Origin of the sequence: Fervidobacterium sp. 2310opik-2, assembly GCF_011057735.1 — a bacterium.
GTDB lineage: Bacteria > Thermotogota > Thermotogae > Thermotogales > Fervidobacteriaceae > Fervidobacterium > Fervidobacterium nodosum.
The window spans coordinates 41,673-54,884 of sequence record NZ_LNGG01000027.1 but is presented as its reverse complement, the minus strand read 5'-3'; the positions used below and the strand labels follow the sequence as shown (position 1 = coordinate 54,884).

Sequence of the window (13,212 nt, the reverse complement as noted above, 5' to 3'; positions counted from 1 at the left end):
TCATCAATCCTATTTTATAACTTTTATAACCTTTATAGCGCGGATATAACGACTAATAATGGAAAATTCTCCACTTCTATCTCATATACGGCTTCTGGTCCTAAATCTTCAAATGCGACGACCTTCCAACTCTTTATCTTCTTACCAAGATACGCCGCGCAACCACTTGGGGTGACAAAGTAAATCATCTTGTACTTCTTTATGGTTTCAACTCCTTCAGGTGTACGCTCACCTTTCCCTATCGTCCCAATAACACCATGTCTGCCTAAAAATTCCAAAAATCTATCCATCCTCTTAGACGTCGTAGGACCTATTATTATATTCCCCTTCGAAAATGTAGGACCAGCGTAAAATACGAGAGCGTTTTTGAGCTCAATAGGTAATGTCTCACCTTTGACTTCCATTTCGACTAACCTTTTTTGCGCAGCATCGCGCATAACTATTAACTTACCAGTGTATTCAAACATTTCACCAACATTTAGTTTTTTGAGAGTCTCGGTAAGAATCTCATTCATTTTCAAACACCACTCTTCCACTTCTAAGTAAATAGCAATCAACTGAAATCGCAACGGGTAATGTTGCTATGTGTGTTGGGAAGCCGTACATTTTAACATTGTATATACCCTTACCATACCCAAGCCCCTGCACGCCAAATTTGATCTCATTCAATCTTTCCATAAGCTTCTCTTCAGCTTCTTGATACCTGATTACATTTTTTAGATACACTGACGCATCGTAATCAAATAAAGCAAGCTTTGATAACATAACTGCCTTATCAGAAGTCCCACCAACACCTACTCCTACCTTTATCGGGGGACATGCGTTTGGACCATTTTGCTTAATATGCTCAAAAATCTTCTGGGATATTGCTTCATAACTCTCCGAAGGGTTGAACATATAAAGAGCGGATAAATTCTCACTTCCTCCACCCTTAGCAATCGTCCAAATTTCAAGTTTGTTTTCTTCTATCTCAAATAAATGAACAACGCATGGTGTATTTGTTCTAGTATTGACTCTGGAAAAAAGTGGGTCACTGACGACACTCTTTCGAAAACCAAATCTTTCGTACACATCTTTAACCGCTTCATCGAGAATATATTCGATAGGTTTATCTAATAAAACATTGAAACCTTTAAATACAAAAAACTCCACCATGCCCGTATCCTGACACAGTGGAAGATATTCCTTCGAAGCTATCTCAAAATTCTCAATTATCTCCTTTTTAAATGGGCCTTCGTAATCTTTGAAAAACTCCTTTATCTCAGGTTTGATTTTTGTATTTATCTCAACGAGAAGCTCTGAAATTTTTTCAAAAACAGTATCACTCTTGATTTTTACCATTTTATCCCCCCACTTATCTTATCATAAATACCTATCAATGCTCCTCGCCAATCCCTGGAACAGCTGAAGCAGCAGGCGCACTTGATATCTCAGGTGAGATAGTCACATTCTTAATCCATTTTTTAGACTTTATTCTAATGTATGCAATTATCGATTTGACAATTTCATCACTTAGAGTTAACGCATACACAACTGGAAGTGGCTGTTTCCAAATGAACGCTCCGATAAAGGCAAGAGGCACACCCAAACACCAGAGTGTGAACGTTTCAAGTAAGAACGCAAATTTGGCGTCACCACCAGCGCGTAACACTCCAACAATCGCTGCTCCATTGAATGCTTTCACCGGCGCACCGATAAGCATTACCCACATAGCGTAAGTCAATATCTTCTTAGTATTTTCTTCTATTTTGAAAGTTGGATAGAGAATATAGTAAACAACTATTACTATAACCGCTGAGAGTAACCCAATTACAAAATTCCACACTAAAATCTTTTTAGCAAAATGCTGCGCCTTTTCGTATTCCATCTGTCCTATGTACTTACCAATAATTACGGAAGCCGCTATAACGATACCGAATGTGAACGTCCAAACGTAATTTTCAAATGAAGAAAGTATATTTCTTGCCGCATAAGCTTGAGTACCCATCCTACCGAATATTATACCGTAAACGGTCATCCCAAGAGACCACGCTATCTCGTTCAACGTTGTCGGCGTTGCGAATTCTAAAAATTTACTTAGCATATTCCGAGATATTCCACTAAGAGAAAACGTGTACGGAAGTTTCAAAGTAGATGCCCTAAGAATTTGATAGAGTGGTATAACAAATCTTGAGACTATAAGAGAGATTGCGATACCAACAAGTCCAAGTTTTGGCAAACCGAAAAGTCCTTTAACAAAACCATACGCTAAAAATATCTGAATAATGGTACCGTAAACATACGACATCATTGGGATTGTAGCTCTTTCTATCGACCTGAGGAGTGTCCTGAAAGATATCTCCAGAGCAAGACCGAAATAAGAAATAGAAATTAATCTTAGATAAAGTATTCCTCTATCAATCACCCGCGTATCATTGGAAAACATTTTTATAAACACCTTTGGGAAGAAGAAAGTCAATACGAAAAAAGCGAGTGAAATCAGTAATGAAAAGTATATCATCAAACTCATTATCTTTTTGATGTTTTCCGTATCTTTCTTTCCCCAATACTGCGCAAGAAAAATCGCTCCGCCGGTATTTAGACCAAATAAGAACAATATAACCAAGAAGCTGCCTTGGTTAGCTACGCCATTTATCGCAACCTCAACTTCACCAAGTTGAGAGAGCAAAATGGTCAAAATAAAAGTTCCCGTATTAGCGATAATATTTTCCAACGACACCGGAATTGCTATTTTCAATATATTTTTGAGCAAGTTTATCAACCTCCGATATTTTGAAATATAAAAAATAAAGTTTGGAAAACGAAATATTACATTTAAATTCTATCATAACAGGTGTATAATTAAAAGTGGAAAACAAAGTAGAAAAAATTCAGGACGCGAAAATGTGAAAGGGTGGTCTAACATGTTAAATTATAATTTAAAAAGGCATCATTGGGCACTTATAACTGGTGCTTCTTCTGGTATTGGAAAGGAATTCGCTTTTCAAATCGCGGAGAAAGGTTTAAACGTTATAATCTTAGGAAGGAACGCTGAGCAACTGAGTAAAGTAGCTGATGAAATTCACAACGCAACAAATTCCAGTGTTGTTATTATCCAAGCAGACCTCGTTAAAGAGTTGGATAGTGTGCTTGAAAACCTTTCAAGATTCGATGTCGACCTTCTTGTGAACAACGCTGGTATAGGTCTGTACGGTGATTTCATACAACATAGCTGGGAAGAATACGAAAATATGATGAAATTGAACATGGAAGTATTAACGAAACTCTCTTATCATTACGCCAAAAACTTCGTGAAAAAAGGTTTTGGAGGAATAATTAACGTAGCTTCCGTTGCTGGTTTCATGCCTATTCCACATTTTGCGGTTTACGGTGCAACGAAAGCTTACGTTTACAGCTTCTCAATGAGCCTTTGGGCGGAACTAAAAGATAAAGGTATACACGTACTTTGCGTCGCGCCTGGAAAGACGGAAACAAAATTTTTCGAAAGGGCAAAAATGGATCCCGGTAAACAATTAATGAAACCGAGCGAAGTTGTTAGAGGAGCTCTAAATGCTTACGAAAAAGGTTCTCCATTGTATATACCCGGTGTATCAAATAAACTAATTTACCACTTTGTTAGACGATTCTTTAGTGATAAATTCGTTGCAAAGATGCTTGTTAAATACTTTTAATTATAGCTAAAATATAAACTTTCAAGGTAGGTTATATTTTCCATGGTTATATCAAACAAAGACATAAAGACAATTTATTTTTGCCCAAAAAAAGCGAAGTTAGATATACAAAATGAAAATAGGCAATTATCCGATTTTCTCTTCACCACGGAGGTGTTCGGTTGTTACCTTGGAGTACAAGTTGACGAGGTATTATCGGATAATCCACTAATAGTAAAGATACTCAAATCGGGCAAGAAGATATCTGAATACCACATGCTTGAAGGTGCTTTCATCGCGTATGTTGCTGAAAGTAATGATATAGATTTGCGCGAGATTATATTTGAGAGTACCTATTACAGCGTATCAATTACACGAACAAATTGGAGACATTACATAACTAAACTACTTTCTTTACTTTCGTATTTTTGCGAAGAGTCAGAATTCAAAATCTCAAAAACACACCTTTGCAGGCTTTGTAAATATTCAGGACAGTGTTTCCATGAAACAGTGAACCTTGAGAGTCTTACTTTTATCCAAGGTATAAAAGGTAAAACTCTTGAAAAACTCAACTCCATGGGAATAACATCACTTCGTGACATAATTTCTATGTACGAAAAGCTAAAGAAAGAATTTGGAGAAGAAAAAGCACAAAGACTCTATTATCACGCAAATAGCATCATCGAAAATAAACCTGTATTATTCAAAAAAGTTGATAAATTGTCTGATGGTATATATTTAGACATAGAAAGTTACACTCCATTTGATTTCGACTATCTATTTGGTGTTCTTGAAAATGGTAGGTACATTCCATTTTTGGCAACGGATCCATCCAAAGAAAGGTATACGTTTGAAAATATTGTAAAATATTTAGAAAAAAGACAACAACCCATATATCACTTCCACAACTATGAAATAATGCGATTTAAAAAACTTTCGAAAAAATACGGCGTAAATTTATCTAAAGAACTTCTCTCAAGATTCGTTGACGTGTACAAAATATACGCTGGTCACGTAGCGCTTCCCATACCATCTTACTCACTTAAAAGCATAGCCAAATTCTTCGGTTTCAATTGGCGAACAGATATAAACGGTTTATCTGTGATTAATTACTATAGAGAATACCTTGCCACAAATAACAAAAGTATTCTCAAAGAAATTTTAAAATACAACGAAGACGATGTAAGAGCTACAGAATTCATTGTGAAAAAACTTAACGAGTTGAGTGAAATAAATGAAAATGGGGGTAATTAATGTGAACGATTTATTGTTAAGACAAAACGAAAAAAAGATTTTTTTCGAAACTGAAGATGGCAAGATAAAAATAATTCATGATGATTTTATAACAACGAATTTAATAGAAGAAAACTCCATCGATTTAATAATCACATCTCCACCTTACAATGTTAATATACATTACAATTCCTTCAGTGACGATATACCTTACGAAAAGTACACTGAATTTACAGAAAAGTGGTTAAAAAAGGCGTATTCACTGGTAAAACCCGACGGAAGAATGTGCCTTAATATTCCATTAGACAAAAGTAAAGGAAGAGAAGAGGCCGGTTTTCAAAGCGTTTACGCCGACATTGTAAATATCGCAAAAAAAGTAGGTTGGAAATACTTTTCAACGATAATATGGAACGAGGGGAACATATCACGAAGAACCGCTTGGGGTTCCTGGTTAAGCGCAAGAGCACCTTACGTTATAGCTCCTGTTGAAACGATAGTGATTTTGTACAAAGAAAAGTGGCGAAAAATAAAAGAAGGAGAGTCTGATATAACCAGAGAAGAATTCATGGAATGGACCAACGGTTTATGGACTTTCTCAGGTGAAAGCAAGAAAAAAGTGGGGCATCCAGCACCATTCCCTATTGAACTTCCGAAAAGATGTATAAAGCTTTTCAGTTACACTAATGACACTATCTTGGATCCATTCTTGGGAAGTGGTAGTACTCTCATAGCTTGCGCATTACTTAATAGAAAGGGTATAGGTGTAGAAATTGATGAAAATTACTGTAAACTTGCCACTAACAGATTAAAAAAAGAGGCGCATATAGACCAAAGAAAATTATTTGAAGGTGATTAGTATGATTAAAAATCGAGGATTCAAATGTAGAAAAAATATTTGGGAATTTATTAAACAAAAATACAACGATATAGTTGAAAGTCGATATGGCGGAAGTTTCTTGGATGCTCTCAAAAATTTTGAAGAAATATCAGAAAATCATATAAGAAATGGTATTAAAAAGTTTTACGAAGATGAAAGAAGCAGAAACCAAGCCTGGAGAAGTTGCAAGGGAGCACTATATGAATATGCTGTATTTAAATACATTGAAAATATAATTGAAAAGAACGAAAATTTAAAGGGTAAAATCGAAGTTAAAATGGGTGACGAAGTTATAGAAAACTATAAAAAACAAATAGCGATAGAAAATTGGTCTGATATTATTCCAGACGTTGATATTTTGTTAGTTGATAAGAAGGAAAATTCGGTAATAGCAATTCTCTCTTGTAAAACTAGTCTGAGAGAAAGACTAACCGAAACAGCATTTTGGAAAAGAGAACTTGAAGCGAAAGGTAAAGTTGGAAAAATTAAACTGTTTTTTATAACGACAGATAAAGATGAAGAGCTAAAAATAGAAACCAATCGCTATATAATTTTGCACATTATCGATTATACTTTTGTAACAAGTACTGAAAAATTTGAGCAATTAATAAAATTTTACAAAGAAAAATATGGAAAGAGAGAAGATTTTGATCAGCTTATACAAAAGATTAAACCAATCGGTGAAATGGAAAAACTATTACAATCTTTTTTGCTTCAAATAACCTAAAATTTAAAAGTGGGTATCAAATCTTGATACCCACTAAGTTTATTATAATATGTAATTAAAAAATAATATCATAAATACTTCAATACTTCATCAATTGCCTCAACAACAGGGCTGTGTCCAACATCTTTTAAGACTACAAGTGTTCCTTTCGGGAAAGCTTTGGCGGTGAATTCCATCTGCTCGCGTGTTAGTAAAACGTCTTTGTCACCGTATATAACTACAACTGGAATATTTACATTTTTCACTGCATCGGTAAAGTTATAGGAAGATAAGGCTCTTGCGTTGCCTTCGAAAGCTTCCTTTGCCATTCTCAACGCGTCTGCTGTTATTTTATCAAAGAATCTCTCATCATCGTAATTTGGCGCATTGAACATCAAAGCCTTCTTTATCATACCAGGATTGTAGCTGTACAATCTAACTACCTTGTACCCTTCTTCCGGCATGTACATACCATTCACTGGCGCTGGGTCAACAAGAATAAGTTTTTTAATCTTATCCGAATTCTTTATGGAATAAGCCATCGCGACAGCTCCACCAAGCGAATGACCAAGTAAAATAAAATCTTTCAAACCCAATTTATCGACAAATGCCTCTAACGCCTTTGCGTAATTTTCTATAGTTATATCACCCTTAAGTTTATCAGAAAAACCAAAATTCGGTAAATCAAGCGCATAGGCGGTGTATTCTTTTGGAAGTTTACTCAAAAAAGGCTCAAAAAACCTTGCAGAAGCGAAATTACCGTGTACGAGCACCACTGGGATTTGACCATTGCCTCTCTTTACGTAATGAATCTTTCCTTGCGATGTTTCAACAAATTTTCCATACGGTCTCTTAGAACGCATGAAGAACGGTAAAACTCTATTCAAATAAGCTGTTCTGAACCTTTTCAGATAATAACTCACGCCAAATGGCATAAACAAAACCACAAAGATTAGAATTATACCGAATATTATCGACATAGACAAATGCGTACGACTGAATAGGAACGGCAACGCAACGTATATTATCGAACCATAATATGGTCCATCCAAAGAAGCCATACCTCCGATAACAGATATCGCAAGTAAATCAAGAGAACGGGCGATACCAAAATCACTTGGTGCAATATACCCGATAACATGCGCATAAAGAGCACCTGCTATACCAGCGAACATCGAACCAATCGCAAACGCCAACACCTTGTACCTTGCAACATTTATACCAACAACAGATGCCGCAATCTCATTCTCCCTTATAGCCATCCAGCCTCGACCTGTTTTGGAATTGATTAGCCTATCGGAAATTACGTAAGTTATAAATACAAAAGCAAGAACGATTAGATATTTTTCGACATCAGAATTCCAAATATGTGGGAACGGAATCCCCCTTATTCCTGCATGCCCACCTGTCACATGTTCAAGTGTGCTGAAAAGTTGCTCAACAGCAACGACAAACCCCATAGTAGCTATGGCAAGGTAAAAACCAGAAAGCCTAAGTGCTGGAAATCCGATCAAAAGTCCCAAGAAAAACGCAACTAAACCACCTAAGATAACACCAAATATAATTGGAACATTGTAATGCATAACCAAAAGTGTAGAAGTATAAGCGCCGATGCTCATAAACGCCGCGTGACCTATCGATATCTGCCCTGAGTATCCCATTATTATATTCAACCCTAAGGAGGCAATTGAGAAAATCCCAACGAGACTTAAAATAGTTATTATGAACGAACTCTTTAAAAGTATGAATGGTATGAACGCTAGTATTATCCAAATCATCACGCTCGCCTCCTTATGTTTTTACCAAACAAACCCTTCGGGAAAAACACAAGAACGATTATTATTATCGCAAGTGATATCGTTGCTTTGAAACCTTCAGAGATATAGTTTCCAACAAGCTTTTCAATAACACCAAGTATCAACCCTCCAAATACTGCTCCTGTGAACGTCTCAAATCCTCCTAACACAGCAGCTGTGAATCCTTGAATTTGGTAGAAAGTCAACATCGTAGGTGAAACAAAGACCTTCGGAGCAGCTATAATCCCAACTAGCGCTGCCATAGAAACACCGAATGCCCAAGAGAAAGCCAAAATCTTACCAACGTTTATTCCCATATATCCAGCAATTTCCTCGTTTTCGGAAACAGCCCTTACCGCAATGCCAAATTTTGTGAATTTCATAAACAGAGCGATTAATACTGAGATAACAACAAGTGTGGTAAAAACTAAAACATCCTGTCTTCTAAGTACGATAATCCCGAAATCTCCTTTGAAGATATACGGCGTACCAGTGACAAGTTCGGGAAGAGATTTGTACTCAGTTCCCCAAATCTGCACCGCTAAACCTTCCAAAATCATCAAAAGACCAAACGTAACGATAAGCATTGAACCGTGCGATAAATGTCGTATAGGTCTCAAACCAAATCGCTCGACAAAAATACCCATAAGTGCCGCAAATATTATTCCCATAATGATTGAAACGTACATATTCAAACCCAAAGCACTTGTCAACCACCAGATGATATATGTTGCGAACATACCCATATTGCCGTACGCAAAGTTCATAACTCCACTGACTTTGTACATCATAACAAGTCCAATAGCCACAAGTGAATACATAGCACCTGTTGAAAGACCTAAAATCATTTGATTTATCATTTTTTAACACCCCCGAGGTACTTTTCTCTTACAAGGTCACTACCAAGTAATTGTTTTGCATCGCCTTCAAGAGCCACTCTTCCATTTTCAAGCACGTAACCGTAATGAGATATACTAAGCGCGACGGATGTATTCTGTTCAACTAAAACAACCGTTATACCTCGTGAGTTAATTAATTTTACAACATCAACTATCTTGTCGATAATTATCGGTGCAAGACCAAGCGAAGGCTCATCTAAAAGAAGATAGCGAGGATTAGCCATCAAAGCTCTTGCGATTGCAAGCATCTGCTGTTCACCACCGGAGAGTGTACCAGCAATTTGGTTTAATCTATCTTTCAAAAATGGAAACACATCGAAAACAAAATCTAAATCCGGCTTCTTATTCAAATAAGCTCCTGCCAAGAGATTTTCCTTTACAGTTAAAGAATAAAAAATACCCCTACCTTCTGGGCATAACACGATACCTTTCCTAACTCTCTCATGGACAGGCAAATGATTAATAGATTCATCTCCGAGCAGCACCGTACCAGATGACTTAACACCACCAACAATTGCCTTAAGTGTTGAAGTCTTACCAGCACCGTTTGCCCCTACTATCGCCGTTATCTTCCCAGCTTCAATTGTCAAATTAACGCCTTTTACCGCATGGACTGGGCCGTAAAAAACATTCAATCCCTTGATTTCTATATCCAATGCGTTATCTAATGTTTTACTCATTTTCTTTCACCTCTTTCGCACTACTACCGAGGTATGCCTTTACAACTTCCTCGTTGTTAACAATCTCCGCTGGGGTCCCTTCAGCTATCTTCTTTCCAAAATTTAAAACGGTAATCCTATCTGATATATCCATAACCATCCGCATATCGTGTTCAACCAAAAGAACGGTTACATCTTCACTCTTCACTCGAAGTATCTTTTCTTTAAAAATATCTGATTCCTTCTCCGTGAGCCCAGCAGCTGGCTCATCGAGAAGGAGTATTTTTGGCTCACTCATAAGGGCTCTTCCCACATCGATTAACTTTTGATAACCATAAGGAAGAGTACCCGCATACAATCCAAGAATTCCTTTTATACCTAAAATATCTGCAACTTCAATCGCTTTAAGCAGGGCTTTTCTCTCAGTTTTTAAATAATTATTCGTTGAGAATATCTCATCAAAATGATTGTATTGTGCATGCGAATGATAACCGAGAATCAAATTTTGCAAAACAGTTAAGTATTTAAAGATGATAACATTTTGGAAACTCCTTCCAAGTCCATAATTCACCCTCTTGTAAACAGGTACCTTAGTTATATCTTTCCCATCAACGATAACCCTTCCCTCATGTTTAACAAGTCCGGAAATAACATTAAAGACGGTCGTCTTTCCAGCACCGTTGGGACCTATAAGTGAGTGTATAGTTTTTTCTTGAACATGCATATTAAGATTATCAACGGCAACTAGCCCCGAAAATCGAACAGTTATATTCTCAAGTTTCAGCATCTCATCACACTCCTCACATTAATAAATTGACACATTGACGAGTTAGAAAAATTAAAGAGCGGTTGACGACTTACACCGCCAACCGCCAATTCATCTTTAACTTTTATGGCCTTATTAAATCTGTTAGTGGAACAAACTGTTTGTTTTTAACAACCATGAGGTACATCGATGACTTACCGCGTCTTAGATTTGGTCCCCATGTTATATCCTTTGCAAGAATTCCATTCCAATTCTTGAAACTCTCAAGTGCTTTTACAAGTCCTTCTCTTGTAAGATTCTTACCAGCTCTGACAAGTCCTTCTGTAAATACCTCAGCTGCTATAAAACCAGCAACAGCGTATGAAGATGGAATTTGCTTTGGATAAGTAATTTGGAATATGGAAATAGCCCTCTGATAATCCCTAACGAAATCAGGTCTATCTGGTGTTGCGAGTGGAACCCATCCTGTGAAGATAACACCTTCAGCGTAATTTCCAGCAAGGTTAATGAATGATGGATCAGCGTTAGGATAAATCGTTATAATCTTACTGTTAAGACCGTAATCTCTTATTGTCTTAATCCATCTGATTGTATCAGTTATAAGTCCGTAGATAACTACAACATCTGGATTCTTCTCAACCAATTTTACAACCAAACCACTGTAATCTGTATCCGCTGGGTTGTAAGAAATTTCCGCAACTGGCGACATTTTGTAATCACCGAGTTTAGTTTTAAATGCTGCGTATCCTTCCAAACCAATATCATTGTTCATATAAACAATAGCTGGTGATTTGAACTTAGCAATTTCTCCGACGTACTTTGCGATGAGTGTACCTTCAAGTGTGTAGTCTGGTTGCACACCGAATATATATCTTTTTGGAGGAACAACAAGCTTTGATGTACCCGCACCTTGGTAAACGAACGGTACTTTGTTTTGTTCAAGATAATCCATAACGGCAAGACAACCATAGGTACCGAGCCCACCAACTATGGCAAAAACCTTATCTTGCTCAACAAGTCTTTTTACTTCAACAACTGTCTTCGCGGGATTAAGCTGATCATCAGCGACTATGAGTTCAATCTTTCTTCCGTAAACTCCGCCACGGTTGTTAACCCAATTGAAGTAAGCTTTCATACCTTTTGTCATTTCTTGACCGATAACTGCATAAGGACCTGATAATGCTTGAAATGTTCCAATAACCACCTTATCGTTGTAAACTCCAACCTCTGCAAATATACTCACAAACAAACCTAAGAACAACAAAACACTCAGTAACTTTCTCATAACGACACCTCCTTTAAAATGGTGAAAAATTCAAACAATAACAGTAATACTAGATTAACCCAATTTCCTTTGCCTGCTTTGTTAACTCTTCACGAAAATCAGGGTGAGCTATTGATATCAAAGCCTGAACACGCTTTCGTGTTGGAAGACCTCTCAATCTAACAGCACCCCACTCTGTAACGATGTAATCCAATTCCTGTCTTGGAACGGTAATCGGCGAACCAGCTGGTAACATTGGAACTATCGTTGAGACCGTTCCATCTTTTGCAGTTGAGCGCATAGCGATTATCCCTTTACCACCTTTACTCTTCACAGCACCTCTGTGTGTGTCAAGCTGCCCACCTGTACCACTGTAATGTCTTGTGCCAATCGCTTCCGAGCACACGTTACCAGTCAAATCAACCATCAAAGCTGTATTAATACTTACCATCTTCTCATTTTGAGCTATAACGTACGGATCGTTGACATACCTTCCCCTCAAAAACAAAACCGCGGGATTTTCATCAAGAAATTCATACATCTTCTTCGAACCGTACGCGAACGTACAGACAAACTTTCCATTCCATAAGGTTTTTCTCTTGTTAGTTATTGCACCAATCTCAAAGAGCTCAATCATACTCTCTGTAAACATCTCCGTGTGTACCCCGAGGTCTTTTTTGTCCTTTAAAAACTTCGCAACAGCATTTGGGATACCACCAATACCCAATTGAATAGTTGATCCATCTTCTATAAGTTCGACGATATTCTCCGCAATCTTCCTCTCAACGTCCATAGGTTCAAGCAATTCCGCCTGAGGTAATTCGTAATCTACCTCTATTATGTAATCCACATCCGATATATGAACTTGTGTATCCCCATGTGTTCGAGGAGCGTTCGGATTTACCTCCAAAACAACCATATCCGCGTGTTCAAGCACATCTTTTTCGTAAACCACACTCGCAGAGAGCGTTAAAAAACCTTTCGAATCCATAGGTGATGCCACACCGACAAAAACATTTATTTTCGTTGTTTCGATGAGATTTGTCGCCGATTGGTGGAGATTGTTTGGAACGTAATACGTATTCTTTGAAAGATTCCTGTTGTACGGACCAAAAAACCAAGAGTAATTGTAAAACTTATCGAAATACTCTGGCTTACTGCAGTAATCGTAAGGTTCGGTATTCAAACACGTAAAAACCTCTAAACCTTTAGCTTTTGTGCGGTGCAAATTCCTTTGAAAAACCTTCGGTTCCATAGGAGTCATACCCACGACTATAGTCCAATCATCCTCAAGCTTTGAGAGTACGTAATCTACATCGACAACTTTTTCTTTGTACATCTTATCAAAATCCATAGGAAGTC

At 37.3% G+C, this 13,212-nt stretch carries 13 protein-coding genes; 4 read left to right on the top strand and 9 right to left on the bottom strand.

From position 1 onward, the window contains the following. Positions 1–32: 32 nt before the first annotated feature. Genes AS161_RS08755 through AS161_RS08745 form a run of 3 tightly spaced genes read right to left on the bottom strand, consistent with a single transcriptional unit; the run spans position 33 to position 2,752 of the window. Complete coding sequence (locus AS161_RS08755) at positions 33–515, bottom strand: FumA C-terminus/TtdB family hydratase beta subunit (RefSeq protein ID WP_164542534.1); 483 nt, start codon at positions 513–515, stop codon at positions 33–35. Continuing rightward, entirely contained in the window at positions 508–1,341 is an 834-nt protein-coding gene (locus AS161_RS08750; protein ID WP_164542522.1) for a fumarate hydratase, read from the bottom strand. Before AS161_RS08750 ends, AS161_RS08755 begins: the two co-directional genes overlap by 8 nt. 34 nt (positions 1,342–1,375) lie before the next feature. Continuing rightward, complete coding sequence (locus AS161_RS08745) at positions 1,376–2,752, bottom strand: MATE family efflux transporter (RefSeq protein ID WP_241241378.1); 1,377 nt, start codon at positions 2,750–2,752, stop codon at positions 1,376–1,378. A 151-nt stretch (positions 2,753–2,903) separates the two neighbouring features. Here AS161_RS08745 and AS161_RS08740 point away from each other — a divergent pair, with 151 nt between their 5' ends. The 4 genes from AS161_RS08740 to AS161_RS08725 are packed head-to-tail and all read left to right on the top strand — an operon-like array spanning position 2,904 to position 6,487. Beyond that, entirely contained in the window at positions 2,904–3,671 is a 768-nt protein-coding gene (locus AS161_RS08740) for an SDR family oxidoreductase (protein ID WP_164542520.1), read from the top strand. 42 nt (positions 3,672–3,713) lie between these two features. Further along, complete coding sequence (locus AS161_RS08735; protein ID WP_164542519.1) at positions 3,714–4,904, top strand: TM0106 family RecB-like putative nuclease; 1,191 nt, start codon at positions 3,714–3,716, stop codon at positions 4,902–4,904. 1 nt (position 4,905) lies between these two features. Beyond that, on the top strand, positions 4,906–5,739 hold the full coding sequence (locus AS161_RS08730) for a site-specific DNA-methyltransferase (protein WP_238374607.1): 834 nt from the start codon (positions 4,906–4,908) through the stop codon (positions 5,737–5,739). Between the two features lies 1 nt (position 5,740). Further along, entirely contained in the window at positions 5,741–6,487 is a 747-nt protein-coding gene (locus AS161_RS08725; RefSeq protein ID WP_011993708.1) for a BsaWI family type II restriction enzyme, read from the top strand. Between the two features lie 68 nt (positions 6,488–6,555). Here the strand turns inward: AS161_RS08725 and AS161_RS08720 are convergent, their stop codons facing one another. The 6 genes from AS161_RS08720 to AS161_RS08695 all read right to left on the bottom strand — a co-directional run bounded on the left by AS161_RS08720 (position 6,556) and on the right by AS161_RS08695 (position 13,204). Next, complete coding sequence (locus AS161_RS08720) at positions 6,556–8,244, bottom strand: alpha/beta fold hydrolase (protein ID WP_164542518.1); 1,689 nt, start codon at positions 8,242–8,244, stop codon at positions 6,556–6,558. Beyond that, positions 8,244–9,122, bottom strand: coding sequence for a branched-chain amino acid ABC transporter permease (locus tag AS161_RS08715; protein WP_011993710.1), 879 nt, complete (start codon positions 9,120–9,122; stop codon positions 8,244–8,246). Before AS161_RS08715 ends, AS161_RS08720 begins: the two co-directional genes overlap by 1 nt. Then, complete coding sequence (locus AS161_RS08710) at positions 9,119–9,841, bottom strand: ABC transporter ATP-binding protein (RefSeq protein WP_164542517.1); 723 nt, start codon at positions 9,839–9,841, stop codon at positions 9,119–9,121. The genes AS161_RS08715 and AS161_RS08710 overlap by 4 nt, the downstream gene beginning before the upstream one ends. Further along, on the bottom strand, positions 9,834–10,607 hold the full coding sequence (locus AS161_RS08705) for an ABC transporter ATP-binding protein (protein WP_011993712.1): 774 nt from the start codon (positions 10,605–10,607) through the stop codon (positions 9,834–9,836). The genes AS161_RS08710 and AS161_RS08705 overlap by 8 nt, the downstream gene beginning before the upstream one ends. Before the next feature lie 103 nt (positions 10,608–10,710). Further along, positions 10,711–11,871 carry an ABC transporter substrate-binding protein gene (locus AS161_RS08700; protein ID WP_164542516.1) on the bottom strand — a complete coding sequence of 387 codons (1,161 nt, stop codon included), beginning with the start codon at positions 11,869–11,871 and terminating at the stop codon, positions 10,711–10,713. A gap of 49 nt (positions 11,872–11,920) precedes the next feature. Continuing rightward, positions 11,921–13,204, bottom strand: coding sequence for an acetyl-CoA hydrolase/transferase family protein (locus AS161_RS08695; protein ID WP_164542533.1), 1,284 nt, complete (start codon positions 13,202–13,204; stop codon positions 11,921–11,923). Positions 13,205–13,212: the final 8 nt, after the last annotated feature.

Bases quoted from the DNA above. Each gene is read 5' to 3' on its own strand.
- AS161_RS08755 (WP_164542534.1), bottom strand. From the start codon at position 515: ATGAATGAGATTCTTACCGAGACTCTCAAAAAACTAAATGTTGGTGAA.
- AS161_RS08750 (WP_164542522.1), bottom strand. From the start codon at position 1,341: ATGGTAAAAATCAAGAGTGATACTGTTTTTGAAAAAATTTCAGAGCTT.
- AS161_RS08740 (WP_164542520.1), top strand. From the start codon at position 2,904: ATGTTAAATTATAATTTAAAAAGGCATCATTGGGCACTTATAACTGGT.
- AS161_RS08735 (WP_164542519.1), top strand. From the start codon at position 3,714: ATGGTTATATCAAACAAAGACATAAAGACAATTTATTTTTGCCCAAAA.
- AS161_RS08725 (WP_011993708.1), top strand. From the start codon at position 5,741: ATGATTAAAAATCGAGGATTCAAATGTAGAAAAAATATTTGGGAATTT.
- AS161_RS08720 (WP_164542518.1), bottom strand. From the start codon at position 8,244: ATGATTTGGATAATACTAGCGTTCATACCATTCATACTTTTAAAGAGT.
- AS161_RS08715 (WP_011993710.1), bottom strand. From the start codon at position 9,122: ATGATAAATCAAATGATTTTAGGTCTTTCAACAGGTGCTATGTATTCA.
- AS161_RS08710 (WP_164542517.1), bottom strand. From the start codon at position 9,841: ATGAGTAAAACATTAGATAACGCATTGGATATAGAAATCAAGGGATTG.
- AS161_RS08705 (WP_011993712.1), bottom strand. From the start codon at position 10,607: ATGCTGAAACTTGAGAATATAACTGTTCGATTTTCGGGGCTAGTTGCC.
- AS161_RS08700 (WP_164542516.1), bottom strand. From the start codon at position 11,871: ATGAGAAAGTTACTGAGTGTTTTGTTGTTCTTAGGTTTGTTTGTGAGT.
- AS161_RS08695 (WP_164542533.1), bottom strand. From the start codon at position 13,204: ATGGATTTTGATAAGATGTACAAAGAAAAAGTTGTCGATGTAGATTAC.